General features: G+C 59.8%; 26 protein-coding genes. 13 read left to right on the top strand and 13 right to left on the bottom strand.

Translation table 11 applies throughout. From position 1 onward, the window contains the following. Positions 1-48: 48 nt before the first annotated feature. From HGO38_RS24745 to HGO38_RS31075, 3 genes are all read right to left on the bottom strand, one after another. Positions 49-1968 carry a propionyl-CoA synthetase gene (locus tag HGO38_RS24745; protein ID WP_250958491.1) on the bottom strand — a complete coding sequence of 640 codons (1920 nt, stop codon included), beginning with the start codon at positions 1966-1968 and terminating at the stop codon, positions 49-51. Positions 1969-2128: 160 nt separating this feature from the next. Further along, positions 2129-2788 carry a YggS family pyridoxal phosphate-dependent enzyme gene (locus HGO38_RS24750; protein ID WP_250958492.1) on the bottom strand — a complete coding sequence of 220 codons (660 nt, stop codon included), beginning with the start codon at positions 2786-2788 and terminating at the stop codon, positions 2129-2131. 12 nt (positions 2789-2800) lie between these two features. Further along, entirely contained in the window at positions 2801-2929 is a 129-nt protein-coding gene (locus HGO38_RS31075) for a hypothetical protein (protein WP_284739543.1), read from the bottom strand. Positions 2930-2964: 35 nt separating this feature from the next. Here HGO38_RS31075 and leuS point away from each other — a divergent pair, with 35 nt between their 5' ends. Genes leuS through holA form a run of 3 tightly spaced genes read left to right on the top strand, consistent with a single transcriptional unit; the run spans position 2965 to position 7160 of the window. Beyond that, entirely contained in the window at positions 2965-5595 is a 2631-nt protein-coding gene (leuS, locus tag HGO38_RS24755) for a leucine--tRNA ligase (protein WP_250958493.1), read from the top strand. After that, positions 5585-6106, top strand: a complete 522-nt coding sequence (locus HGO38_RS24760) for an LPS assembly lipoprotein LptE (RefSeq protein ID WP_250958494.1) — start codon at positions 5585-5587, stop codon at positions 6104-6106. The genes leuS and HGO38_RS24760 overlap by 11 nt, the downstream gene beginning before the upstream one ends. Before the next feature lie 13 nt (positions 6107-6119). After that, positions 6120-7160, top strand: coding sequence for a DNA polymerase III subunit delta (holA, locus tag HGO38_RS24765; RefSeq protein ID WP_250958495.1), 1041 nt, complete (start codon positions 6120-6122; stop codon positions 7158-7160). 36 nt (positions 7161-7196) lie between these two features. Here holA and HGO38_RS24770 read toward each other — a convergent pair whose 3' ends face one another. The 8 genes from HGO38_RS24770 to hemE form a co-directional block, all read right to left on the bottom strand. Next, entirely contained in the window at positions 7197-8075 is an 879-nt protein-coding gene (locus HGO38_RS24770) for a ParB/RepB/Spo0J family partition protein (protein ID WP_250958496.1), read from the bottom strand. 34 nt (positions 8076-8109) lie between these two features. After that, positions 8110-8904: a ParA family protein gene (locus HGO38_RS24775; protein WP_250958497.1), complete on the bottom strand. Its 795-nt coding sequence runs from the start codon at positions 8902-8904 to the stop codon at positions 8110-8112. 17 nt (positions 8905-8921) lie between these two features. After that, positions 8922-9539 (bottom strand): 16S rRNA (guanine(527)-N(7))-methyltransferase RsmG, encoded by a 618-nt coding sequence (gene rsmG, locus HGO38_RS24780; RefSeq protein ID WP_250958555.1) that lies wholly within the window; start codon positions 9537-9539, stop codon positions 8922-8924. A 22-nt stretch (positions 9540-9561) separates the two neighbouring features. Further along, on the bottom strand, positions 9562-11433 hold the full coding sequence (gene mnmG, locus HGO38_RS24785; RefSeq protein ID WP_250958498.1) for a tRNA uridine-5-carboxymethylaminomethyl(34) synthesis enzyme MnmG: 1872 nt from the start codon (positions 11431-11433) through the stop codon (positions 9562-9564). A gap of 61 nt (positions 11434-11494) precedes the next feature. Continuing rightward, a complete protein-coding gene (mnmE, locus tag HGO38_RS24790) occupies positions 11495-12808 on the bottom strand; it encodes a tRNA uridine-5-carboxymethylaminomethyl(34) synthesis GTPase MnmE (RefSeq protein ID WP_250958499.1) in 1314 nt (437 codons plus the stop codon). A gap of 72 nt (positions 12809-12880) precedes the next feature. Further along, the gene (gene rho, locus HGO38_RS24795) at positions 12881-14146 is read right to left on the bottom strand and encodes a transcription termination factor Rho (protein ID WP_250958500.1); all 1266 of its coding nucleotides are present in this window, start codon (positions 14144-14146) and stop codon (positions 12881-12883) included. A gap of 187 nt (positions 14147-14333) precedes the next feature. Beyond that, a complete protein-coding gene (gene hemJ, locus HGO38_RS24800) occupies positions 14334-14876 on the bottom strand; it encodes a protoporphyrinogen oxidase HemJ (RefSeq protein WP_250958501.1) in 543 nt (180 codons plus the stop codon). After that, positions 14876-15910 (bottom strand): uroporphyrinogen decarboxylase, encoded by a 1035-nt coding sequence (gene hemE / locus HGO38_RS24805; RefSeq protein WP_250958502.1) that lies wholly within the window; start codon positions 15908-15910, stop codon positions 14876-14878. Before hemE ends, hemJ begins: the two co-directional genes overlap by 1 nt. Before the next feature lie 404 nt (positions 15911-16314). On the opposite strand from hemE, the gene HGO38_RS24810 reads away from it, so the two are divergent. Genes HGO38_RS24810 through dnaQ form a run of 5 tightly spaced genes read left to right on the top strand, consistent with a single transcriptional unit; the run spans position 16315 to position 19936 of the window. Beyond that, positions 16315-17136 (top strand): pyruvate, water dikinase regulatory protein, encoded by an 822-nt coding sequence (locus HGO38_RS24810; protein ID WP_250958503.1) that lies wholly within the window; start codon positions 16315-16317, stop codon positions 17134-17136. Positions 17137-17175: 39 nt separating this feature from the next. Beyond that, a complete protein-coding gene (locus HGO38_RS24815; protein ID WP_250958504.1) occupies positions 17176-17775 on the top strand; it encodes a Maf-like protein in 600 nt (199 codons plus the stop codon). Further along, positions 17768-18628, top strand: coding sequence for a shikimate dehydrogenase (locus HGO38_RS24820; RefSeq protein WP_250958505.1), 861 nt, complete (start codon positions 17768-17770; stop codon positions 18626-18628). The genes HGO38_RS24815 and HGO38_RS24820 overlap by 8 nt, the downstream gene beginning before the upstream one ends. Further along, positions 18625-19224 carry a dephospho-CoA kinase gene (gene coaE, locus HGO38_RS24825; RefSeq protein ID WP_250958506.1) on the top strand — a complete coding sequence of 200 codons (600 nt, stop codon included), beginning with the start codon at positions 18625-18627 and terminating at the stop codon, positions 19222-19224. The genes HGO38_RS24820 and coaE overlap by 4 nt, the downstream gene beginning before the upstream one ends. Positions 19225-19228: 4 nt before the next feature. After that, positions 19229-19936 (top strand): DNA polymerase III subunit epsilon, encoded by a 708-nt coding sequence (gene dnaQ, locus HGO38_RS24830; protein ID WP_250958507.1) that lies wholly within the window; start codon positions 19229-19231, stop codon positions 19934-19936. A gap of 70 nt (positions 19937-20006) precedes the next feature. Here dnaQ and secB read toward each other — a convergent pair whose 3' ends face one another. Both secB and HGO38_RS24840 read right to left on the bottom strand, forming a co-directional pair. After that, entirely contained in the window at positions 20007-20489 is a 483-nt protein-coding gene (gene secB / locus HGO38_RS24835; RefSeq protein ID WP_250958508.1) for a protein-export chaperone SecB, read from the bottom strand. 101 nt (positions 20490-20590) lie between these two features. Beyond that, on the bottom strand, positions 20591-21088 hold the full coding sequence (locus HGO38_RS24840) for an FxsA family protein (RefSeq protein WP_250958509.1): 498 nt from the start codon (positions 21086-21088) through the stop codon (positions 20591-20593). 154 nt (positions 21089-21242) lie between these two features. On the opposite strand from HGO38_RS24840, the gene HGO38_RS24845 reads away from it, so the two are divergent. The 5 genes from HGO38_RS24845 to gyrB all read left to right on the top strand — a co-directional run bounded on the left by HGO38_RS24845 (position 21243) and on the right by gyrB (position 26554). Next, the gene (locus HGO38_RS24845; protein WP_250958510.1) at positions 21243-21941 is read left to right on the top strand and encodes a Tim44/TimA family putative adaptor protein; all 699 of its coding nucleotides are present in this window, start codon (positions 21243-21245) and stop codon (positions 21939-21941) included. Then, entirely contained in the window at positions 21938-23056 is a 1119-nt protein-coding gene (gene mltA / locus HGO38_RS24850; RefSeq protein ID WP_250958511.1) for a murein transglycosylase A, read from the top strand. The genes HGO38_RS24845 and mltA overlap by 4 nt, the downstream gene beginning before the upstream one ends. Next, positions 23056-23613 (top strand): Smr/MutS family protein, encoded by a 558-nt coding sequence (locus HGO38_RS24855; RefSeq protein WP_250958512.1) that lies wholly within the window; start codon positions 23056-23058, stop codon positions 23611-23613. Before mltA ends, HGO38_RS24855 begins: the two co-directional genes overlap by 1 nt. After that, positions 23610-23975 carry a helix-turn-helix domain-containing protein gene (locus tag HGO38_RS24860; RefSeq protein ID WP_250958513.1) on the top strand — a complete coding sequence of 122 codons (366 nt, stop codon included), beginning with the start codon at positions 23610-23612 and terminating at the stop codon, positions 23973-23975. Before HGO38_RS24855 ends, HGO38_RS24860 begins: the two co-directional genes overlap by 4 nt. Positions 23976-24118: 143 nt before the next feature. Beyond that, the gene (gene gyrB, locus HGO38_RS24865; protein WP_250958514.1) at positions 24119-26554 is read left to right on the top strand and encodes a DNA topoisomerase (ATP-hydrolyzing) subunit B; all 2436 of its coding nucleotides are present in this window, start codon (positions 24119-24121) and stop codon (positions 26552-26554) included. Positions 26555-26577 lie beyond the last annotated feature (23 nt).

The raw sequence follows: 26577 nt of genomic DNA on the forward strand, positions 1-26577 counted from the left end.
TAGCTCCGCTAAGAGGCCGGCCTGTGATCCAACACAGGCCGGTTTTTTTTATGAGGCGAGCTTGGCCATGTCGTTCTGGCGCAGCACCTGGCTGATCTCGTCCAGGATTGCCGGATCGTCGATCGTGGCCGGCATTTTCCAAGGCATGCCGTCGGCAATCTTCTGCATGGTGCCGCGCAGGATCTTTCCGGACCGGGTCTTTGGCAGCCGTTCGACCACCATTACCGTCTTGAAGGCAGCAACCGGTCCGATCTCGTCGCGAACCAATTGCACGATCTCCTTGAAAAGGGCGTTGCTGTCGCGATTGACGTTTTTCTTCAGCACCAGGAAACCGCACGGGATCTGCCCCTTCAGCTCATCCGCAATGCCGATCACCGCGCATTCCGCGACATCGGGATGCATGGCGCAAACTTCCTCCATCGCCCCGGTGGACAGCCTGTGCCCGGCGCAGTTGATGATATCGTCCGTGCGCGCCATGACGAAGACATAACCGTCATCATCCACCATTCCGGCATCCGCCGTCTTGTAATAGCCGGGGAACTCATCGAGGCACGACGCACGAAACCGCGCGTCGGCGTTCCAGAAGGTCACCAGGCAACCCGGCGGCAACGGCAGCTTGGCAACGATGTTGCCGAGGGTTCCATTGGCCACGGCATGGCCCGAATCGTCCAGCACCTCGATGGCATAGCCGGGCATCGGCACGCAGGGAGAGCCGTATTTGAGGGGCAGCAGGCCAAGCCCGGCCGGGTTGGCGGCAATCGCCCACCCGGTTTCGGTCTGCCACCAATGGTCGATGACCGGTACCTGCAGCACCCGCTCTGCCCATTTGATCGTTTCGGGATCCGCCCGCTCGCCAGCCAGAAACAGGGCGCGCAGGCCGGACAGGTCGTATCGTTGCACATGCTCGCCCTCCGGATCCTCGCGGCGGATCGCCCGGAAGGCCGTCGGAGCGGTGAACAGCACCTTGACGTCATAATCGGACACCACGCGCCAGAAGGTGCCGGCATCCGGCGTGCCGATCGGCTTTCCTTCGAAGATCACCGTGGCATTGCCGGCCAGCAGGGGGGCGTAGACGATGTAGGAATGGCCGACGACCCAGCCGATGTCCGATGCCGCCCAGAACACCTCCCCGGGCTTGACCCCGTAAATATTCTCCATCGTCCAGTTGAGCGCGACCATATGGCCGCCATTGTCCCGGACCACGCCCTTGGGCTGGCCCGTGGTGCCGGACGTGTAGAGAATGTAGAGCGGATCGGTGGATTGCACCGGCACACAGGGAACGGAGGTTCCGTTGACCTTTTCCACCTCGACGGCATGGGCGAGATCGACATCGCCATGCTCGTAGCGCAGCGGTGCGTGCAGCTGATCCCTCTGCAGGATGAAGCAATATTCCGGCTTGACGGTAGCCATGTCGATCGCGTGATCGAGCAGCGGCTTGTAGGGCACGACCCGGCCCGGTTCCAGACCGCAGCTGGCACAGATCACCACCTTGGCCTGACAATCGTCGATGCGGGTGGCAAGCTCATGGGCCGCAAACCCGCCGAACACCACGGAATGCACCGCACCGAGACGGGCACAGGCCAGCATTGAGAACACCGCCTCCGGAATCATCGGCATGTAGATGACCACACGGTCGCCCTTGGCCACGCCATGGTTCTTCAGAACCGCGGCAATGGCCTCGACCTCCGTCAATGCCGCGTTGTAGCTGAACCTCTGCTTGGCGCCTGTGACCGGGCTATCGTAGATGATGGCGACCTCGTCGCCCCGTCCGGCTTGCACATGGCGATCGAGGCAATTGTGACAGGTATTCGTCTCGCCGCCCGCAAACCAGCGCCCATATTCGCCTTGGTTAGGATCGAACACGGTGTCGAACGGCCGCGACCAGTCGAGCTTTTCCGCCGCCGCTCGCCAGAAACGTTCCGGGTCCTCTTTCCAGGATTGATAGACGTCAAAATATTGGCTTTCCATTGGCACCCTCCCAAGCAACGCAAGACCATTTCTGTCCGCGATCATAAGGGAGAGTGCCATTTCATGGATACCCAGACGAAAGCGGTATCACCAAGTGCTGCGACATTTTGACCTGATGGGAGCCCACGCTCGTGCCCGCCGAAGCCCAGCACCGGTGTCGTCAGCGCGTTCCGAAGATGGCCGATCCGACCCGCACACTGGTCGCGCCGAAGGCGATGGCCGTCTCGAAATCGCCGGACATGCCCATGGACAGACGCGACAGGCCACACTCGCTTGCCAGCTTGGCCAGAAGTGCAAAATGCGGCCCAGGATTTTCGTCAGCCGGCGGGATGCACATCAGGCCTTCGACGTTAAGACCAAGCTCGTCGCGGCACAGCGCCACAAAAGCAACCGTATCATCGGGAGCGATGCCGGCCTTTTGCGGCTCAAGGCCGGTATTGACCTGGACGTAGCAGGCCAGGGCGCGGCCCTGCCGCTTCATCTCAGCAGACAGCGCCCGGGCAATCTTTTCGCGGTCGACCGTTTCGATGACATCAAAGAGCGCCACCGCATCGGCGGCCTTGTTGGACTGCAAGGGGCCGATCAGGTGCAATTCAAGATCGGGCGTCGCGGATTTCAGCAGCGGCCATTTGCCCTGCGCCTCCTGCACCCGGTTCTCGCCGAACACACGCTGGCCGGCAATGATGACGGGCCGGATCGCATCGGCTTCGAACGTCTTGGACACCGCAACCAGTTGCACGGCCAGAGCCTCGCGTTTCGCCTGGCGCGTCGCCTCGGCAATCCGTCCCTTGACCTCGTCCAGTCTCTCTTCAATCGTCATCGTGCCATCCCGTCATTCAACAGCCTCATTTACGGGAAGAGATACAAACACGGCAAGAGCGGAACGGGTGACCTGGCCGCTCAAACTCGCCATAAGAGCCTCAAAAACTTGACGCTTGCCCTGTTTCATGGTGAAGGTCACGGCCAAATTCTCCTTTTTCCCGGAATAGCAGACAGATGAGCACCGAACGTTACAATCCGCGTGATGCCGAACCCCGTTGGCAGTCCAAATGGGCGGACGAGTCCGTCTTCACCACCGACAATGACGACCCGCGCGAAAAATATTACGTGCTCGAAATGTTCCCTTATCCATCCGGGCGCATTCACATGGGCCATGTGCGCAATTATGCGATGGGCGATGTCGTTGCCCGCTACAAGCGGGCCCGCGGCTACAATGTGCTGCATCCCATGGGCTGGGACGCCTTCGGCATGCCGGCCGAAAATGCTGCCATGCAGAACAATGTCCATCCCAAGGACTGGACCTACCAGAACATTGCCACCATGCGCAGCCAGCTGAAGTCGATGGGCCTGTCGCTGGACTGGTCGCGCGAATTCGCCACCTGCGACGTCGACTATTACCATCGCCAGCAGCATCTTTTCCTCGACATGATGGAAAAGGGCCTGGTCTATCGCAAGCAGTCCAAGGTCAACTGGGATCCGGTCGACCATACGGTGCTGGCCAATGAACAGGTTATCGACAGCCGCGGCTGGCGCTCCGGCGCTGTCGTGGAACAGCGCGAGTTGACCCAATGGTTCTTCAAGATCACCGACTACAGCCAGGATCTGCTCGACGCCCTCGACACGCTCGACCATTGGCCGGAAAAAGTCCGGCTGATGCAGAAGAACTGGATCGGCCGCTCGGAAGGCCTGGTCCTGCGCTGGGAGATCGTGCCGTCCAGCCAGAGCGCCGGCTTCTCGGAAGTGACGGTTTACACGACTCGTCCCGATACCTTGTTTGGCGCCTCCTTCCTGGCCATTGCCGCCGATCATCCGCTGGCGAAAATGGTCTCGGAGAGCAATACCGAGATCGCGGCCTTCTGCGAAGACACCCGTCGCGCCGGAACGTCGCTGGCAGCGCTCGAGACGGCCGAAAAGAAGGGCATCGACACCGGCATCCGCGTTCGCCATCCCTTTGATCCCTCCTGGGAATTGCCGGTCTATGTCGCCAATTTCGTCCTGATGGATTATGGCACGGGCGCCATTTTCGGCTGCCCGTCCGGTGATCAGCGCGACCTGGATTTCGCCCGCAAATACGACCTCCCGGTCGTCCCCGTAGTCATGCCGAGGGATGGCGACGCAGCAAACTTTACAGTTGGCGACACCGCCTATGACGGCGATGGCGTGATGATCAATTCGCGCTTCCTGGACGGATTGACGACCGACGAGGCCTTCACGGCCGTGGCCGACAGGTTGTCGGCGACCAATCTCGGCAATGCACCGCAAGGCGAGCGCAAGGTGAATTTCCGCCTGCGCGACTGGGGCATTTCGCGCCAGCGCTACTGGGGCTGCCCGATCCCGGTGATCCATTGCGAGGATTGCGGTGTGGTCCCCGTCCCCAAGGCCGACCTTCCCGTCAAGCTGCCCGACGACGTCACCTTCGACGTGCCCGGCAATCCGCTCGACCGTCACCCGACCTGGCGCCACGTGGCCTGCCCGCAATGCGGCAAGGACGCCCGGCGCGAGACGGACACCATGGACACGTTCGTCGATTCCAGCTGGTACTACGCCCGTTTCACGGCCCCTTGGGAGGATAACCCGACCAATCCGGCCGTCGCCGATCACTGGCTGCCGGTCGATCAATATATCGGCGGTATCGAGCACGCCATCCTGCACCTGCTCTATTCGCGCTTCTTCACCCGCGCCATGCGCGAGACCGGCCATGTCAATCTGAGCGAACCCTTCAAGGGCCTCTTCACCCAGGGCATGGTCGTGCACGAGACCTACCGTCTCGGCGAAGGCGCCAATGGCCAGTGGGTGGCGCCGGCCGATATCCGCATCGACGAGACCGACGGCGCCCGTCGCGCCACCATGCTCTCGACGGGCGACGAGGTGACCATCGGCTCGATCGAAAAGATGTCGAAGTCGAAGAAGAATGTCGTCGATCCGGACGATATCATTGCCTCCTACGGCGCCGACACGGCACGGTTTTTCGTCCTGTCGGATTCACCCCCCGAACGCGACGTCATCTGGTCGGAATCCGGTGTGGAAGGCGCGCACCGTTTCGTTCAGCGCGTCTGGCGGCTGATATCGGAGGCGGCGCCCGTTCTGAGGAATGTCCGCGGGAATCCGGCTAAGGAAGGCGAGGGGCTTGCTGTTTCGCAGGTCGCCCACCGAACCCTGAAGGCTGTCCAGGGCGACCTGGACAAGCTTGCCTTCAACAAGGCGGTGGCGCGCATCTACGAACTGGTCAACGCCCTGGCGGCTCCCCTATCGCGCGTGTCAGCCGGCTCCGCGGATCCGGCCTTTGTCGCGGCCGTGAGGAATGCAGCGGAAATCTTGATCCAACTGTTTGCCCCGATGACACCGCATCTGGCCGAAGAATGCTGGGCCGTGCTCGGCAATCAAGGTCTTGCGGCCACCGCGCCCTGGCCGACATTCGATGCCGATCTGGTGGCGGAAAACGAGATCCTGCTTCCCGTACAAATCAACGGAAAGAAGCGTGCTGAATTGACAATCGGGCGCGATGCAGATCAAAATACCGTCGAAGCGGCAGCACTCGCACTCGACGCCGTCAAGACTGCCTTGAACGGGCAGGTTCCGAAAAAGATCATCGTGGTCCCGCAGAGGATTGTGAACATTGTCATCTAATCCTTTTGCTGTCATGGCCGGCCGGTTCAGGCTTATCGCTTTGTTGGGACTGCTCGGCCTCGTTGCCGGCTGCCAGGTTCGTCCGCTGTATGACGAGGCATCCGGCACGCAGAAGAGCCTTGGCTCGATCGCTTTTTCCGCATCCGACAACCGCGTCGAGCAGGAAGTTCGCAACCATTTGATCTTCCTGGTGGCCGGCGGGGCAGGGGAACCGAGCGCACCGGACTACACGGTCGATCTGACCGTCAAGTCGGAAGCGATCGGCGTGCTGCTGGAGCAGTCTTCCGATACGCCGAGAGCGGGCCGTGTGGTCGTCAGTGCCGATTATACGCTGAGCCGCACCAAGGACGGCACGGTGCTGCGCATGGCCCATCGTCAGTCCGTCGCCCTGGTGGATTATCCGGAACAGGAATTTGCCAAGCTGCGCGCCATCCGCGATGCCGAGAACCGCGCGGCCCGCGAACTAGCCGAACTGATCCGTGCCGACCTTGCAGCGGCCCTGAGCCGTTGAGGCGGCTTGAAGCATGAGCGAAATCAAATCCCACGAATTTGATGCGTTCCTGCAGAAATCGGTCAAGCACTATCGCCTCTTCGTGCTGTACGGCCCCGACCATGGCCTAGTGTCGGAGCGGGCAACGGCCATTGCCAAGGCCTCCGGCGTCGATCTTGCCGATCCCTTCTCCCTGATCAGGCTCGACGGTTCGGACATTCAGGCCGATCCTGGCCGGTTGATCGACGAGATGAACGCCTTCGGGCTGTTTGGCGGCGAGAAACTCGTCTGGATCCGCGGTGCCAACAATGAGAAGGGGCTGGTCGACGGCCTGCAATATCTGGCCGACCAGCCACCGGAAACCAGCACGCTGATTGTCGAAGCGGGTGATCTGAAAAAAGGATCGGCAACCCGCAAGATTGCCGAAGCGGCGCGCTCAGTCGCGATCACCGCCTGTTATCCGGACGACGCGAGAGCCCTGAATGCCCTGGTCGACGCGGAGTTGGCCGCGGCGGGAAAGAGGATCACACCCAGCGCCCGCAAGCTGCTGCTCGAATCGCTGGGCGGTGACCGTATCGCCTCCCGCAATGAACTCGCCAAACTGCTGCTTTACTGTCTGCACGAGCCGCTGATCGACGACGATCACGTCATCGGCATCATCGGCGATGCCAGCGCCGTCTCCACCGACGAGGCCGTGGACGCGGTTTTGACCGGTGACGCGCAGGCACTGCTGCATGCCACCCAGAAGATCTCGACGTCGAAGACGCCGATTTTCATGGTGCTGCAGGGCTGTCTGCGGCAATTCCAGCAATTGGATCTGATGCGCTGCGAGATGGACCAGAAGCGGCTTCAGCCGGCGCAGGTGATGCAGACACTCGGCCGCCAGGTGCATTTCAAACGCAAGCCGATCGTCGAGCGGGCCTTGCGCAACTGGACCAGCGCGGCGCTGGCGCAGGAAAGCAACCGCCTGCAATCGACCATCCTGGCCAGCCGCCAGAGGCCGGGCCTGGAAGACAGCCTGGCGCTTCAGACGCTTCTCGCTTTGACATTACAGTCGGCACGGCGCAATCGCTGACAGAGTCGAGACCCTGCAGGCAAATCCTGTGAAACCCTACCGGGCTTCCAGCAGCCGGCAGATCTCTTCAAGCTGCTCAAGAGACTGATAGTTGATCCGCAACTGGCCGCCGCCACCCTTGTGCGTGATGGCAACGTTCAGCCCCAGACGATCCGACAGGCTGCGCTCCAGGGCGATCGTATCGGAATCCTTGGAAACAGCCCCGGCCGCCGGCTTGGGGTCGTTCTGCGCCTTGATGCTGTTCTGCGCCATCCGCTCAGCATCGCGCACCGAAAGCCCCTTGGCGGCGATGGTCTTTGCCAGCGGAATGGGATCCGAGGTGGAGACCAGGGCGCGGGCATGACCGGCCGACAGGCTGCCATCCGCCAGCATGTCGCGGACCTGATCGGGCAGCTTCAACAGACGCAGGCTGTTGGCCACATGGCTGCGGCTCTTGCCGATGATTTCGCCGAGATCATTCTGGGTATAGCCGTGTTCCGCGATCAGCTGCTCATATCCAAGCGCCTCTTCGAGCGGATTGAGATCGGCGCGCTGTACGTTCTCGACGATCGCCAGTTCCAGAGCCGTCCGGTCGTCCACGTCCCGCACGATCACCGGGATTTCCACTAACCCGGCGAGCTGCGCCGCCCGCCAGCGGCGTTCGCCGGCAATGATTTCATAGCGATCCCGTTCGGTCGGGCGAACGACGACCGGCTGCACGATCCCATGCTGGCGGATCGAACCGGCCAGTTCCTGAAGAACGCTTTCATCGAAATAGCGGCGCGGATTGCGGGGGTTACGGGCAACGAACTCGATCGGCACGGTGCGGTCGGCACTAACCGCGCGATTGTCACCGACCGGCACAGGCTGGTCCATCTCGCCGATCAGTGCTGCGAGCCCGCGGCCAAGCCGCCGTTTGGAAATGTCGTCACTCATACGCTAAACCTCAACACCCGTATCGAAGGAAGCCTCAGGCCGCCTTGCGCTGCCGTTCTCTCTGTATCACTTCCGAAGCCAATTGCAGATAGGCCTGGCTACCGGCGCATTTCAGGTCGTAAAGGATAGCAGGCTTTCCATAGGAAGGCGCTTCCGACACCCGGACATTGCGCGGAATAAGTGTACGATAGACTTTTTCGCCCAGATGCGTGCGCACATCGTTGACCACCTGCTGCGCAAGATTATTGCGCGCATCGAACATAGTCAGAACAATGCCCTGAATATCAAGGCTTGGATTGACGCCACGCCGCACCTGATTGATCGTCTCCAGCAACTGGCTGAGGCCCTCCAGCGCGAAGAACTCGCATTGTAGTGGCACGAGCACCGAATGGGCCGCCGCCATGGCATTCATCGTCAAGAGATTGAACGAGGGCGGGCAATCCACGAGGATATAGGAGTAGGCGAGGCCACCGGTCTGATCCAGGGCCTTTTTCAGGCGATAGACCCGGTCGGCTTGCTGCGAAATCTCCATTTCCAGCCCGAGCAGATCAAGGGTGGAGGGGATGATCGACAGGTTGGGAACGGCAGTATCCACCGCGGCCTCCTCGACCGTATGGCTGCCCACCAGCAGGTCGTAGGACGAGAATTTGCGGTCGCGCCTCTGGATCCCGAGCCCGGTGCTGGCATTGCCCTGCGGGTCAAGATCGACGATCAGCACGCGCTCGCCGATCGCCGCAAGCGCCGTTGCAAGATTGATCGCGGTCGTTGTCTTGCCAACACCACCTTTTTGATTGGCGATGGTGATAATTCGGTTTCTCTCGCTAGCCATTCCGCACCTGACGATCTTTAAACCTTCAGCGCCTGATTGGTAATCTCCAGAATAACGGAATCCCTTTCCAGTGCGCTTGGATGTATTACCAGATCAAACTGCCAGCGACCACGCGCTTTCTCAACTTCCGCCTGATAATCCCGGCCTTTGTGAAAGAGACAGCGCAGCGCAGGCGCTTTTTGTGCCCAAGGATTGGTATAGTCGAGCAGCAGATCGAGATCCGCCAGGGCGCGCGCCGAAATCGCCTCGCAATCCGGCACTTTTTCCGGCGCATCTTCGATACGCGAGACGTGGACACTGCCCCGAGCCGCCGTTTCGCTCAGCGCCAGACGCAGGAAGCTGGCCTTTTTATGATTGCTTTCCACCAAGTGGACCCAGCCAGCTCCCGTTTCCGCCAGCAGAATGGCGGTAATCACGCCGGGAAATCCACCGCCGCTGCCAAGATCAATCCATTGTTTCGGATCCGGCAGGATCTTGAAGATCTGCGCGCTGTCGGCAATGTGCCGCTGCCAGATCTGTTGCCGCGTAGAGGGGGCGACGAGATTGATCGAACGCGACCATTTCTCAAACAGCGAAACAAAGTGATCCAGGCGCTCGGATGTTTCACGTGAAACACGTAATCCGATCATATCCAGCAAAAGACTCTCCGACATTGAATTAGCCAGCCTTTGCCAGCAACTCACCCTTTTTCAGGTAAGCCATGATGAGCGACAAAGCCGCAGGCGTCATGCCATCCACCCGTCCAGCCTGGGCAAGATTTGCCGGCCGAGCGGCAGTGAGTTTCAACCGCAGCTCATTCGACAGACCGGGTAACGCCGCAAAGCTAAAGTCGGCAGGGATGACCCGAACCTCTTCCCGTCGCGCCGCAGCAATATCGGCATCCTGTCGATCGAGATACACCGAATAGGCAGCATGAATTTCAACAGCTTCTGCCACCTGCTGCGACATGCGCGGCAATTCAGGCCAAGCGCGATAGATATCATCGAGCGTTTTGTCCGGATAAGCGAGGATCTCGAGAGCACTGCGGCGCCGGCCGTCCTGGTTGAGGGTCAAACCGCGCTGACTAGCTTCGTTCGGAGTGATGCTCAAGTCCTGCAGCTGCGCAATCGCTTGATCCAGACTGGTTCTGTATTCGATGAACTTGTGCTGCCGAGCCGAGCCGACGCAGCCCAACGCAATGCCGAGAGGGGTCAGTCGCATGTCTGCATTGTCAGCGCGGAGCGATAAGCGATATTCCGCTCTCGATGTAAACATTCGGTAGGGCTCGGTGATCCCCCGCGAAGTCAGATCGTCAATCATCACGCCAATATAGGAGTCAGTCCGGCTGAATTGAGCAGACGGCTGCCCGGCGGCCAGCAGCGCAGCATTCAGGCCGGCGACCAGGCCCTGTGCCGCCGCCTCTTCATACCCGGTCGTTCCATTGATCTGGCCCGCCAGGAAAAGACCAGGTAGGCGCTTGACCTGAAGATCTCCGGTCAGCTCGCGCGGATCGACATGGTCATATTCGATGGCATAGCCACTCTGGAGAATCGAGACATGCGCAAGACCTGGCATCGTCCGAATAAAGGCCTCCTGAACGTCTTCCGGCAGGGACGTGGAAATCCCATTCGGATAGACCGTCGGATCATCCAGCCCCTCGGGCTCCAGGAACACCTGGTGCCCGTCTCTATCTCCGAACCGCATGATCTTGTCTTCGATGGACGGACAATAGCGCGGACCCACACCTTCGATCTGGCCGGAATACATGGCGGATAGATGGATATTGTCGCGAATCAGCTGGTGGGTGGCCGGCGTAGTCCGGGTAATGCCGCATTCAATCTGTCGGGTGGTGATCTTGTCGGTCATGAATGAAAATGGCACCGGCACATCATCCGCGGCCTGGGTTTCCAAAACGCCCCAATCAATGGTCCGCCCATCCAGCCGGGCAGGCGTGCCGGTTTTCAATCGACCCAGTCGAAGCCCAAGAAGTGCCAATGTATCGCTCAAGCCGACGGATGGGGCTTCGCCAACGCGGCCTGCCGGGATCTTGCGGTTGCCGATATGGATCAAACCACGCAGGAAGGTTCCGCTCGTCAGAACCACGGTCCGCGCTGAGAGTTCGCGGCCATCGCTTAAGACGACGCCCCTGACACCAGCTTCGGTGTCCTGCACGAGATCAAAAACATCGCCTTCGATGATATCGAGGTTGTCGTAGTCCTGAAGTGCCGCCTGGACCGCCGCTTTATAGAGCTTTCGGTCGGCCTGGGTGCGCGGACCGCGCACTGCCGGTCCTTTTTTGCGATTAAGAAGCCGAAATTGAATGCCGGCGACGTCGGCGCAGCGGCCCATCAGGCCATCGAGCGCATCGAGCTCACGAACCAGATGGCCCTTGCCCAGGCCACCGATAGCCGGGTTGCAGGACATCGTTCCGATCGTTTCGGCTCTGTGCGTAATCAGAGCAGTCACGGCGCCCATACGGGCAGCCGCGGCAGCCGCCTCGCTGCCGGCGTGCCCACCCCCGATTACCAACACATCATATTGCTTGTTCATCGCGTTCAAGTCCGGCATTCGAACACATGCACCTCTGCGGGGCCATAGTGTTTCACGTGAATCATTTTCCGATGCAGAATTCGGAGAAGATCTTACCCAATAACGTTTCGATATCGACTCGACCGACAACACGACCCAGAGAATCAGCGGCTTGCCGCAAATGCTCTGCGCGAAGTTCGAGGCCCAGCCTCATATCCAGCGCCAGATCGATCTCGGCCAGAGCTGTCGCCAGGAACTGACGCTGGCGAATCCGGCTAGGGATCGCCAGAGAAAACCCTTCGACGGAAGCTTTGACGGCCGATAGTATCGCATTTCGCACGGCATCGATATCCGCATCGTTCCGCGTCGAGATTTGCAGATCGTAGTGATCGGACTGATCCTGACGTACCAAGTCACTCTTGGTGCCGATTTTTAATGTCGGACCCGAAATGTTTTGTGTCCCAAGTGCGCCTGCAGACAGGTCCGAGAGCAGCAGAACCAGATCCGCTTCATCAATTTTCTGATGCGCGCGCCGTATACCTTCACGCTCCACGATATCGCCTGTATCGCGTATTCCGGCCGTGTCATACAGCTTTACCGCATAACCTTCAATATCCAGGTCGCATTGGATGATGTCGCGGGTCGTACCGGCATATTCGGTGACGATGGCAATATCCCGCCGAGCCAGTGCGTTCATCAGACTCGACTTGCCGGCATTCGGCGGCCCGGCAATAACGACCTTGAAACCGTCGCGGATGATCTCACCGCGTTTCTCATCCTCGAGATTGCGGGCGACCTCGTCGCGCAGAACAGTCAGGGATGACCAGACCTGGTCCGATACCGCACCGGGCACATCGCTCTCGTCGGCGAAATCCAGTTCCGCTTCGATCAAGGCCCGGGCCGTCAACAGCCTTTCACGCCAGGCATCGAAGAGTTTCGACAGATGGCCGAAGCTCTGCTCGATGGCCAGGCGACGTTGCATCTCGGTCTCGGCGACCAAAAGATCGGCAAGACCCTCGATCTCCACTAGGTCCAGCTTGCCGTTTTCGAAAGCCCTGCGGGAAAATTCGCCGGCTTCCGCCAATCGACATCCATCAAAACATTGCAGTTCCTGAAGCACGGCTGCAATGACAGCCTTACTGCCATGAAGATGCAGCTCGGCACAATCTTCGCCGGTAAAGGATCGCGGGCCTGGAAAGACAGCGACCAGGCCGCGGTCGAGAACGAGACCGTTGCGGGCGTGAATCGACTTCAAGGCAAATTCGCGCTCCGGCGGAAGCTCGCCGAACAACGCAGCACAGGTCACAAACGTCAGCGGCCCACTGATCCGGATCACGGCCACACCAGACGGCAGGGAGCCTGACGACAGCGCAAATATAGTATCCTGATGGGACATGACAATCCTTGCCGGCAGCCTTCCTGTCCGACCTGCTGAGTGAGCCGGTGCGGACAGACAGGATCAGCCCAACTAGGTGTTCATCGAATCGAAGAAGTCGCCATTCGTCTTGGTCTGCTTCAGCTTGTCGATCAAGAATTCGATGGCGTCGGTGGTCCCCATCGGAGCGAGGATACGACGAAGAACGAAGATCTTCTGCAGGTCCTGACGCGGAACGAGCAGGTCTTCCTTGCGGGTGCCGGATTTCAGGATGTCCATCGATGGGAAGATGCGCTTGTCGGCGACCTTGCGATCAAGAACGATTTCCGAGTTACCGGTGCCCTTGAATTCTTCGAAGATGACTTCGTCCATGCGGCTGCCGGTGTCGATCAGCGCCGTCGCGATGATCGTCAGCGAGCCGCCTTCTTCGATGTTACGCGCCGCACCAAAGAATCGCTTGGGCCGCTGCAGCGCATTGGCATCCACACCACCGGTCAGGACCTTGCCGGACGAGGGGACAACGGTGTTATAGGCGCGACCAAGGCGGGTGATCGAATCGAGAAGGATCACCACATCGCGACCGTGTTCGACCAGGCGCTTGGCCTTTTCGATCACCATTTCGGCGACCTGAACGTGGCGGACTACCGGTTCGTCGAAGGTGGACGAGACGACTTCGCCGCGCACAGAGCGCTGCATGTCCGTGACTTCTTCCGGCCGCTCGTCGATCAACAGCACGATCAGATAACATTCCGGATGATTGGCGGTGATGGAATGGGCGATGTTCTGCAGCAGAACGGTCTTACCCGTGCGCGGTGGTGCGACGATCAGGCCACGCTGGCCCTTGCCGAGCGGGGCGATCAGGTCGATGACGCGCGCCGACAGATCCTTGGAGGTCGGAACTTCGAGTTCCATCTTGAAGCGCTCGTTGGGATAGAGCGGCGTCAGATTATCGAAATGGACCTTGTGACGGATCTTTTCGGGATCCTCGAAATTGATCGTGTTGACCTTGAGAAGGGCAAAATAGCGCTCGCCTTCCTTCGGACCACGGATCGGCCCTTCCACCGTGTCGCCGGTCTTCAGCGAAAAACGCCGGATCTGCGAAGGGGAAATGTAGATATCGTCCGGGCCCGGCAGATAATTGGCATTGGCCGAGCGCAGGAAGCCGAACCCGTCCTGCAGGACCTCAACCACGCCTTCGCCGATAATCTCGACATCCTGGCTGGCGAGCATCTTCAGGATTGCGAACATCAGCTCCTGCTTGCGCATCGTGCTGGCGTTTTCAACCTCGAGAGATTCGGCAAAGGTCAAGAGATCGGTCGGTGACTTGCTCTTAAGTTCTTGTAGCTTCATTTCAGCCATGAAGGGGGACCACATTCAGTTTAAAGGGAAGGGCGTGCCGGAGGACATCGGTACTTTCGCGTGAAACCGCAAATGACTGAATGTTATGCAAGCCGCGTAGGATAAGATTGCGGGAAAATAGCGATTCACATAGCTGGCTGCAAGGGAAAAGGAAAAAATTCTCTCAAATAATAGTCTTTTCGGTGCGCTAGAACGGTTTCACGACGACGAAAATGACGATTGCAATCATTAGCAGTGTCGGTATCTCGTTCATCAGCCGCCAAAAGCGGGCCGTCCTGACATAGTCGCCGCGCTGGAACGCCTTGACCGCCCTCGCAAAATAAAGATGCACCACGGTCAATCCAACCACCGCCGCGATCTTTGCATGCAGCCAGCCCCCCATGAACGAGAATCCATCCCAGGCCAGATAGAGACCCAACAGCCAGGAGAGACCCATGGCCGGATGCATGATGACCTTCATCAGCCGCTGTTCCATCACGCTGAAGGTCTCGGCTTGAACGGATCCCTTTTCGGCATCCGTATGGTAGATGAAAAGCCGCGGCATGTAGAGCAGTCCGGCCATCCATGAGATCACGGCAATCACATGCAGCGCCTTCAGCCAAAGGTAGGCGCTGTCCCTGCCGATCAGGTACAACAGGCCGGCAAAGCCGATAAACACGACCAGAGCGATAGACGCTCGCAACCGAGCTTTTCGACCGGCGCTTGCCCCTGTTTCGCCTTCGCCTTCCATCAGCGAGAAATCCCTCGCACCCGGTGGACCAGCGCCGCTACGGTCTCCGGATCGGCCTGCGGCGTAATGCCATGACCTAGGTTGAAGATCAGCGGGCCATGGCCGAGTTCATCAAGAATCCGATCGATCCCCTCTTCCATCGCCTTGCCGCCAGCCACGACCCGCATCGGATCCAGATTGCCCTGGACGGGACCGTCCTTCTGCAGTTCCCGGGCAAACGCCAGGGGCACGGTCCAGTCGAGGCCGATCGCCGTCGCATCCGTTTTCTGCCGATAGGTTTTCAGCAGCATCCCCGCACCTTTGGCAAAGGCGATCACCTTGGCGCCGGGACGGCGGGCACGCACGGACGCAATCATGCGCTGCACCGGCCGGCAACAGAAGGCATCGAATTCCTCCTCGCCGAGCACACCAGCCCAGGAATCGAAGATCTGCACGGCATCGGCGCCAGCATCGATCTGCGCCACGAGATAATCGGCCGACAGGTCGGCCAGGAAGGTCAGCAGATGCTCGAAGGCCTTTGGATACCGATAGGCGAACAGCCGGGCCGGCGCCTGGTCAGTCGTTCCATGGCCGGCGATCATATAGGTGGCAACGGTCCAGGGCGCACCACAGAAGCCGAGGAGGGTGGTCTCTCCCGGCAGGTCCTGCCGCAATCGTCTGAGTGTCTCGAACACCGGTGCCAGATGCTGAAGGCCATTATCGTCCTTCAGAGCAAAAATACCGGCTTCGTCAATCGGATCCATTTGCGGACCATGACCCTCGGTGAAGGTCACATTCCGGTGCAGCGCATCCGGGATCACCAGGATGTCGGAAAACAGAATGGCCGCATCGAACCCGTAGCGACGAATGGGCTGAAGCGTGACCTCGACGGCATGATCAGGCGAATAACAGAGATCGAGAAAACTACCGGCCTCCGCCCGCGTCTTGCGATATTCCGGAAGATAACGACCCGCCTGACGCATCAGCCAGACCGGTGGCGGCGATATCGTCTTGCCGTTCAAGACGTCGATGATCTTTCGGTTCGTATCGCTCAAGGTCGATGGCCCTTTAAATTATAAAAGAGAAGATTCTTCTTCTTCTATTTCTAAGAGTCTGTGACTATCAAGGCTTATCAATGATGCACAGGTTAACCACCTTCAGGTCAACGGCCCAAGTTTGGCGGGACCGATACCCCCGAATTTCTGAGACCTTTGTGCAAAGAACCGATTTCAGATTAAAATTCAAACGGTTGATAGAACCGTTAAGCCGTTCCAGCCTGTGGACAATGCGTGGATAAGTTTGTGCCACAGTCAAATTGTCCCAGCAATCCACAACGGCGTCCAGAACAGCACCAAAAGGCCAGCCTTGTGGACAACCTGGCACTTTTCCCCTTGCGTTACGGCCGCTCTGGTCCCTAGCTGTCGCTGTCCCGGTTTATCAACAGGCAGCGGAATTTAGCGTGGAGAACAAAAAACACTTCTTTCATCTGCATCTGATTTCTGACTCAACGGGAGAGACTCTGATCTCGGCTGGCCGAGCTGCCTCGGCGCAGTTTCAGTCCTCCAATCCGATCGAGCATGTCTATCCGCTGATCCGCAATCGCCGGCAGCTGCTGCCGGTCTTGCAGGCAATCGACGATAAGCCGGGCATTGTTCTCTACACCATCGTTGATCAGTCGCTTGCAGACTTCCTCGATACGACCTGCGCGGAGATGGGCGTGCCGAGCGTCAACGTGCTGGAACCGGTGATTGCCAAGTTCCAATCCTATCTCGGCTCCCCGTCACGCCGCCGCGTCGGCGCCCAGCATGCCCTGAATGCCGAGTATTTCGCGCGGATCGAGGCCCTGAACTATACGATGGACCACGACGATGGACAGATGGCAGCCGGTTATGATGAGGCGGATGTCGTCCTCATCGGTATCAGCCGGACATCCAAAACACCGACCAGCATCTACCTCGCCAACCGCGGTATCAAGACCGCCAACATCCCTATCGTCTGCGGGGTGCCCTTGCCGGACAGCCTGCTGACGGCCACCCGACCATTGATTGTCGGATTGATCGCTACGACAGACCGGATCTCTCAGGTCCGCGGAAATCGCGAACTCGGCAACACCACGGGATTTGATCCCGGCGACTACACGGACCGCGCCTCCATCGCCGAGGAACTGAAATATGCCAGGTCGCTATGCGCCCGCAACAATTGGCCGGTCATCGATGTCAGCCGCCGATCCATCGAGGAAACGGCTGCCGCCATCGTTGCCCTGCGCGTGAAGCTGCGCTAAGCCGAATCGCACGCCCACCTCCGATTAAGAGTAGTGTCCATGATCCACCCGTTGGTGCTCGCCTCATCGAGCCCGTTCCGTCGGCAGTTGCTCGAAAACGCCGGCCTTGTTTTTACGGTCGATCCGCCGCGTGTCGATGAACGGCAGATCGAGGCCTTGCCGGCCAATAGCGCCCTCGACCCCGTGGGCCTGGCAGGCACATTGTCTGCCGCCAAGGCACTCGACGTCAGCCGTCGCAATCCGGCCGCCCTTGTGATCGGGGGTGACCAAACCCTTTCGCTCGGCAGCGATGTTTATCACAAGCCGCTCGACCTCGCGGCGGCGCGATTGCAACTGATGGCGCTGCAGGGCAGGACCCATCATCTCAACAGCGCGATCACCCTGGCCCGCGATGGCGGGGTCGTCTGGGAGTTTGTCGGCATTGCCCGTATGACGATGCGGCAGGTCACTCCGGCGTTCCTGGATGCTTATCTCGCGCGCATGGGTCCGAAGGCATTGATGAGTGTCGGGAGCTATCAGCTGGAAGGCGAGGGAGTTCAGCTCTTCTCATCGATCGATGGCGACTATTTCACGGTTCTGGGTGTGCCGCTGCTGCCGCTGCTGGACCAGCTTCGTACATTAGGGCAGATCGATGAATGATTCACGTGAAACAAAATCGCCGGCCGCCTTTGTTGCCGGCTATCCAATCAAGCATTCCCGGTCGCCGCTGATCCATGGATACTGGCTCCGGCAATTGGGGCTGGCGGGTTCCTATGGCCCGGTGGAAGTTGCGCCGGGCGATTTCGCAGATTTCATTGGCAAGCTGAAAGACGGCACATCGCACTATTGCGGCGGCAATGTCACCATTCCCCACAAGGAAGCCGCCTTTGCTCTGGCCGATCGTCGTGACGACCGCTGCGCGGAACTGGGCGCCGCCAATACCTTATACAAGGCCGAGGGCCTGCTCCACGCCACCAACACGGATGGCTATGGCTTCTCGCGCAACCTCGACGAAAGGCATCCGGGCTGGGATAAGGCCCGCAAGGCCGTCGTTCTCGGGGCCGGCGGTGCCAGCCGTGCCGTCATCCAGGCGCTTCGCGATCGCGGCTTTACGGAAATCAATGTCGTCAACCGCACTGTCGCTCGAGCCAAAGAACTGGCCGACCGCTTTGGCGTAGCGATCGCGCCGCATCCCCTGAGCGCCTTGGACGAAGTCATGCAAGGCGCCGAATTCTTCGTCAACACCACATCGCTTGGCATGGATGGCGAAGCGGCACCGCCGATCCGGTTTGCCGGATTGGCACCAGGCGCGCTCGTCACCGATATTGTCTATGTCCCGCTCAAGACCCCGTTCCTTGTCCAAGCGGAAGCGGAGGGAATGGCCACCGTGGATGGTCTTGGCATGCTGCTGCATCAGGCGGTCCCCGGATTTGTCCTATGGTTCGGCGCCACACCGGCCGTCACTGCGGAGCTGCGAGACCTGATCATCGCCGACATGGAGAGCCACGCATGATTGTCGTTGGGCTGACCGGATCGATTGGCATGGGCAAATCCACCACGGCGGCCATGTTTGCCGAGCAGGGTATTGCCGTGCATGATTCCGACCGGACGGTTCACGAGCTTTACCAGGACGAAGCGGTTGAGCCGATGTCTCAGGCGTTCCCGGAGGCGGTGATCGGCGGCGTTGTTGACCGCAGTATCCTGTCTCAGACTCTGGCGAAGAATCCGGCTAATTTCGAAACTCTCGAATTGATCGTACACCCGTTGGTAAGGGCACGACAACAGCGCTTTTTGGCAGAGCAGGAAAGGCTCGGCGCCGATATCGTCGTGCTCGACATTCCGTTGCTGTTCGAGACCGGCGCGCAGGATCGGGTCGATCGAATTGTCGTGGTGTCCTGCGAGCCGGATATCCAGCGGACGCGCGTTCTGCAAAGAGCTGGTATGACGGAAGAGAAATTCAACATGATTCTGTCGCGCCAGGTGGCTGATGCCGACAAGCGCCACATGGCGGATTTCGTCATTGATACGGGGCAGGGCATGGAGGCCGCGCGGCGGCAGGTTGCCGATATCATCGCGACCTTGCGGGTCGAGAAACAGGAGAAGAGCTAGAGAGATGCGGGAAATCATTTTCGACACGGAAACCACCGGGCTGGAATCGAAGATCGACCGGGTCATCGAAGTGGGCGCGATCGAACTGTTCAATCACTTCCCGACCGGCCGCAGCTTCCATGTCTATATCAATCCGGGCGACCGAAAGGTTCACCCCGACGCGCTGGCGGTTCATGGCATTACCGACGAGTTCCTCAAGGACAAGCCGCCATTTGCCGGCATTGTCGATGAACTGCTCGAGTTCTTCGAAGGGGCGAAGTGGATTGCCCATAACGCCACCTTCGACATGGGTTTCATCAATGCGGAACTGGAGCGTCTCGGTCGGCCACCGGTCCCGAACGACCAGGTGCTCGACACTCTGTCGCTGGCGCGCCGCAAGAATCCCATGGGTCCCAATTCTCTGGATGCGCTCTGCCGCCGCTATGGCATCGACAACTCGCATCGCACCAAGCACGGCGCGCTGCTGGACTCCGAGCTGCTCGCCGAAGTGTATATCGAAATGCTGGGAGGGCGTCAGGCGACCTTTGGTCTCGACACTGCCAGCAATAACCAGAGCCGGCGTAACGAACAGGATGAGGTCGTCGTCGTGATGACGGAGCGGCCAAGGGCGTTGGCGGCACGGCTGTCCGAAGATGAGGTCCTGGCCCATGAGGCTCTGAAGAAGCGCATCGGCGCGAAGGCCATCTGGGCGAATTATTCGCAAGCTGAATAACGCGTTGCAGAAAATGAAAAGGCCCGGAAAGTATCCGGGCCTTGAAGCATCCAGCATGGAGGGCCGGGTTTTAGTTCGGAACGGCCTGGACCTTTGCCCGCGCCTGCTCTTCGGCAACGCGCTGGGTGAACATCTGGGCAAAATCGATCGGATCGATCATCAGCGGCGGGAAGCCGCCGTTTCTCGTCGCGTCGGCAATGATCTGCCGGGCGAACGGGAAGAGCAGGCGAGGGCACTCGATAAACAGAACCGGCAGCATGTGCTCCTGCGGAAAGCCGGTAATGCGGAATACGCCGCCATAGACCAGCTCGGTCGCAAACAGAACCTTGTCGCCTTCCTTGGCTTCGGCATTCAGCGAGAGAACCACATCGAAGTCATTGTCCGTCAGAGGATTGGCGTTGACATTGACATTGATATTGATCGCCGGCGCCTTGTCGCGCGCCTGAAGCGACCGCGGTGCACCCGGATTTTCAAAGGAAAGATCCTTGATATACTGGGCCAGAATGTTGAGGGATGGGCTTTCCGGTCCCTTGTTGCTGTTGTCGTTCGCCATAGGGGTAGTCCTCGCAGCTTTGATGGTTGAGGGCATCTATCATTTCGCACCAAGGCTTACAACCCTAGAGCCGGTCGGTGACCCTCAGCATCGGGCGCCGACTATTTCGGCAGCTTGTCCGACCAGGGCGAGTTCTTTTTGCCGTCCCGATGAAACTCTTCCGTCTCCAGATCGATGACCGGGCCATCCTTCGTTGGCCGTGATGGGGGTGCATCGGCCCGGCTATAGGACCGGGTTTCGCTGCGGAACGTGACGATGCGGGGTGCGATCAGCGCCCAGAGGAATTTCCGGGCAAAGGGCATCAGCAACAACAGGCCGATGAGATCGGTAAGGAAGCCCGGCACGATCAGCAGGAGAGAGGCAAAGACCGTGGTGGCGCCGCGCACCAGTTCCCGTCCCGGATCGCCGTTGCCGCGCGAGGCGTCACGGAAGCGCATCAGCAATCCCATGCCGTTCACTCTCAGCAGCAAGATGCCGGCGACCGTGCTGAGGATCACCAGTCCAAGCGTTGCCGCCACGCCAATGGCCTTGCCGACGATGACGAAACCGGCGATCTCGACCAGCGGCAGCAACAACAGAAACAGCGGGGCGAATCGCATGAAGGGTCTCTCTCTTCGTCGTGGTGCCGCCACCGATCGCGTCTGCGTCTCGGATCTCTCTCCGAAAGAATGCGGCTTGGCTATTTGAATGCAGCGCAGATGCAGACTATATGGAGGATAAGAACGAGAATTTAAACAGTGGTACCGGATTGCTATGGGTTCGAATGACTTTGTGACGTTGTTTTTTCTGGTCGCGGCGGTGCTGATCTTCCTTCAGCTGCGCAGCGTGCTCGGCCGCCGCACGGGCAACGAAAAGCCGCCTTTCGAGCCATATAGTCCGCGCGACCTTGCCAAGGGTCCGGGCAGCGATGATGGCAAGGTCGTGACCTTGCCGCGCCGCGACGAGGCGGAGAGCGAAGAACGCTTTGCATCGATAGACGCTTTCGCAAAGCCGGGCTCTGATCTCAACACGGCGCTGCGCGATATCAGCAAGGTCGATCCGAGCTTTACGCCCAAGGAATTCCTGAACGGTGCGCGCATGGCCTATGAGATGATTGTCACGGCTTTTGCCGATGGCGACCGCAAGACCCTCAAGGGCCTGTTGTCGCGCGAAGTCTACGAGGGCTTCGATGCGGCGATCACGGATCGTGAGAAGCGCGGCGAAGTGATGAAGTCGACCTTTGTCGGGATCGAGAAGGCCGACATCACCCATGGCGACGTCAAGGATCATGAAGAGCAGATCACCGTTCGCATCATCAGCCAGCTGATTTCGGCAACCTATGACAAGGATGGCAAGGTCATCGACGGCGACGCCGAGGGTGTGACCGAGGTCAACGACATCTGGACCTTTGCCCGTGATACCCGTTCCCGCGATCCGAACTGGAAACTGATCGCCACCGAATCGGAACAATGACGGGGAACGGTGCGGATTTTTCGCTTCGCTCCGTGCCTTTCGCTGAACTGCGGGGGTGGAGCGAGGACGATCCGTCGGCGCTCTTTGCGGGACTTCGCAACTGCCATGCCCAGATCCGCGATGTGAAGCCCTACCGGGCCGGGTCGCTTGGATTGACGACGGCGGATCTTCTGCCGCTGCTGGACGCCGCAGCCACCTTCACACCTGCCGATGCCCGGTCGGCAAGAGCCTTTTTCGAGGCGGAATGCATTCCCTTCCGGATCGAGCGCCGCGATGCGCAGCCGGGCCTGGTGACGGCTTTTTATGAGCCGGAAGTCCAGGTCTCCGACCGACCCGACGCCATCTTCCGCTTTCCCTTCTACCGCCGACCAGACGATCTTATCGATCTCGATGAACGCAACAGGCCGGCCGGGTTCGATCCGGCCTATGCCTTTGGCTGGCAGACGGAGGAGGGGATCAGGCCTTATCCTGATCGCCAGATGATCGATCGCGGCTGGCTGGACGGGCGCGGACTTGAAATTGCCTGGGCGAGTTCGAAGGTCGATGTGTTTTTCGCCCATGTTCAGGGCGCGGCCCGATTGCGCTTTCCAGACGGCCGCCTTCTGCGTATCACCTATGCCGCAAAGGCCGGCCATGCCTTCTCGGCGATCGGCAAATTGCTGATCGACCGTGGCCAGATCAAAGCCGCCGATATCTCGATGCAGTCGATCCGGCAGTGGCTGGCGGACCATCCGGACGAGACGGATGAGGTGCTCTGGCACAACAGATCCTATATCTTCTTCCGCGAGGCGCCGGTGAGCGGTCTGGATCTCGGGCCGATCGCGGCTGCCAAGGTGCCGCTTTTGCCCGGACGGTCGCTCGCCGTCGACCGGCTGATCCACACATTCGGCTTTCCGTTTTTTATCCGGGCCGAGACGCTGACCCGCCTCGACCAGGGCCGACCTTTCGCCCGGCTGATGCTGGCGCTCGATACGGGCTCGGCCATTGTCGGCAGCGCGCGCGGCGATATCTTCACCGGCTCCGGCGACCAGGCTGGGGAATTGGCCGGCGCCGTGCGCAACGCGGCTGAATTCTATATACTGATACCGAAGCGGGCGGCGGCGAGGTATCTGTGATGTCGGGCAAGGACAAGATCAGCACGGAAGATCGCATCCTGTGGGGCAAGGTTGCCCGCAGCACGCGCGCCCTGCCGGGTCGCCTGGAAGATCTGACCGAATTCGAGCGCAGCTTTCTCGAAGAATTGCCCGAGATCGTTCCGATGCCGAAGCTGTCCCCTGGACTGGACCCCTTCGTCGTGCAGAAAGTCGACAATAAGAAATCCTCCGGCATGCACCATCCGCTGGAGCGGCCGGTCAAGAGAAAGCTCGCCCGCGGCCAGCTGGCACTGGAAGCCAGGATCGATCTGCACGGACTGATCCAGAGCGAGGCGCACGGCATCCTGCTGGATTTCCTCATTCGGGCCCATGAACGTGGGCTCAGGCATGTCCTGGTGATTACCGGCAAGGGCAGTTCGATGGGCAGTGACGGCGCCCTGAAGCGTGCCGTGCCGATGTGGTTTTCGAAAACGGAGTTTCGCTATCTGATCTCCTCCCACGAACAGGCGGCGCGTCATCATGGCGGCGAGGGTGCGCTTTATGTCCGCCTGTCGCGCTCTCCGGGAGAGCACCGGTGACGCCGTTTGGAGAAGCGGTGCGCCGGTTGCGGGAGCGCAAGGGCGTGTCCCAGAAGGACATGGCGATCGCCATCGGCGTGTCGCCTGCCTATCTCTCGGCGCTGGAACATGGCCGGCGCGGCAAGCCGAGCTTCGATCTGCTGCAGCGGGTGGCGGGTTATTTCAACATTATCTGGGACGAGGCCGAAGAATTGTTCATGATTGCCGGCTCGTCCGACCCGCGCGTCGTGCTCGACACATCAGGCCTCGGGCCGGAATACACAGCCTTCGCGAATCATCTGGCCCGCGCGATTCGCACTCTGTCGCCGGCAATGATAAGAGAGTTCGAGGAAATTCTCAAAAAGACCGAAACAGTCGAATGAAACCTCCAAACATCCCCTGATTTGTGGCGCAGGCGGGCGTCCGGAGTTTGGAACTTGCCGCAAAGACCCTATAGTCATCCGACAGAAAGCTTCTGATTCGACAGATCGGAACTTTTCCCCGATTAGACTGGAAAGATCGCTGAATGACCGATACCCCCGTTGCTGAAAATGGTGCGAGCGCCGAATACGGCGCTGATTCCATTAAGGTGCTCAAAGGCCTCGATGCCGTTCGCAAGCGGCCCGGCATGTACATCGGTGATACCGATGACGGCTCGGGTCTCCACCACATGGTTTATGAAGTTGTCGACAATGCCATTGACGAAGCGCTCGGCGGCTATGCGGATCTGGTGACCGTCACGCTGAATGCCGATGGCTCGGTCACCGTGACCGACAACGGCCGCGGCATCCCGACCGATATCCACACCGGCGAAGGCATTTCGGCTGCCGAAGTGATCATGACCCAGCTGCATGCCGGCGGCAAGTTCGACCAGAATTCCTACAAGGTCTCCGGCGGTCTGCACGGCGTCGGCGTGTCGGTGGTCAATGCGCTGTCGGTCAAGCTGAAGCTGAAGATCCGTCGCGCCGGCAAGATTTTCGAGATGAGTTTCACCCATGGCGTTGCCGATGCACCGCTGGTCTCCACCGGCGACTGCGGTTCCGAGACCGGCACGGAAGTGACCTTCACGCCGAGCACGGAAACCTTCACCAATACCGATTTCGATTATGGCACCCTGGAACATCGTCTGCGCGAACTGGCGTTTCTGAATTCCGGCGTCCGGATCCTTCTGACCGACAAGCGCCGCTCAGATATCCGCCAGGAAGAAATGCTCTATGACGGTGGCCTCGAAGCCTTCGTCGTCTATCTCGATCGAGCCAAGAAGCCGCTCGTCCAGAGGCCGGTCTCCATTCGTGGCGAAAAGGACGGCATCGTCGTCGAAGTCGCGATGTGGTGGAACGACAGCTATCATGAAAACGTGCTGTGCTTCACCAACAACATTCCCCAGCGCGACGGCGGCACCCATATGGCGGGCTTCCGCGGTGCGCTGACCCGGCAGATCGTCTCTTATGCCGATACGTCCGGCATCATGAAGCGGGAAAAAGTCTCGCTGACCGGCGACGATTGCCGCGAAGGTCTGACGGCGGTTCTGTCGGTCAAGGTTCCGGATCCGAAGTTCTCGTCGCAGACCAAGGACAAGCTGGTCTCCTCGGAAGTTCGCCCCGTCGTCGAGAGCCTGGTCAGCGAAGCGCTGAGCGTCTGGCTTGAGGAGCATCCCTCAGACGCCAAGATCCTCATCGGCAAGGTGGTTGAGGCCGCGGCCGCCCGCGAGGCAGCCCGCAAGGCCCGCGAACTGACCCGCCGCAAAGGTGCCCTCGATATCGCCTCGCTGCCCGGCAAGCTTGCCGACTGCTCCGAGCGCGACCCGGCCAAATCCGAACTGTTCCTGGTGGAGGGCGACTCCGCTGGCGGTTCGGCCAAGCAGGGCCGTTCGCGTGAATCCCAGGCCATCCTGCCGCTGCGTGGTAAGATCCTGAACGTCGAGCGCGCCCGTTTCGACAAGATGCTTGGCAGCCAGGAAATCGGCACGCTGATCACGGCACTCGGCACTTCGATCGGCAAGGACGAGTTCAATGCCGACAAGCTGCGCTACCACAAGATCATCATCATGACCGACGCTGACGTCGACGGCGCGCATATCAGAACCCTGCTGTTGACCTTCTTCTTCCGGCAGATGCCGGAGCTTATCGAGCGCGGCCATCTCTACATCGCTCAGCCGCCGCTCTACAAAGTGACGCGCGGCAAGTCGATCCAGTATCTGAAGGACGAAAAGGCCCTTGAGGACTATCTGATCGGCATGGGTCTCGACGAAGCGACGCTGAAGCTCGGCAATGGCGAAGTGCGCGCCGGGCCGGACCTCAGGGAAATCACGCAGGATGCCTTGCGGCTGCGGTCGCTCGTCGAAGGTCTGCATTCGCGCTATAACCGCAATGTGGTGGAGCAGGCGGCAATCGTCGGGGCGCTCAATCCAGAGCTTACGGAAAACAAGGTCCGGGCAGAGCAGACGGCGGCCGAGGTCGCTCACCGACTCGACCTGATTTCTGAGGAAACCGAACGCGGCTGGATCGGCATTGTCACGGATGAAGGCGGCATGCGCTTCGAACGGATGGTGCGTGGTGTCAAGGAAACAGCCGCGATCGATGTCGCGCTGATCGGTTCGGTCGATGCCCGCTACATGGACCAGATGGCATCCCGCCTGCGCGAGATCTACGGCACCCCGCCGGTCTTGAGCCGCAAGGACGGGACACTCGAAATTTCCGGTCCCCGCTCTCTCCTGGATTCTGTTTTCGCCTTTGGCCGTAAAGGCCTGTCGATGCAGCGTTACAAAGGACTTGGCGAGATGAATGCCGAGCAGCTGTGGGAAACCACCCTGGATCCGAACGTACGCTCCCTGTTGCAGGTGCGGGTCAACGACGCGACCGATGCGGACGGCCTGTTCTCCAGGCTGATGGGCGACGAAGTCGAACCGCGTCGCGACTTCATTCAGGAAAATGCGCTCAACGTCGCCAACCTGGATATCTGATCTGTTTTCACGTGAATCATTTG

It is taken from the genome of Rhizobium sp. CG5, from assembly GCF_023701945.1.
In the GTDB taxonomy this organism is placed as follows: domain Bacteria; phylum Pseudomonadota; class Alphaproteobacteria; order Rhizobiales; family Rhizobiaceae; genus Allorhizobium.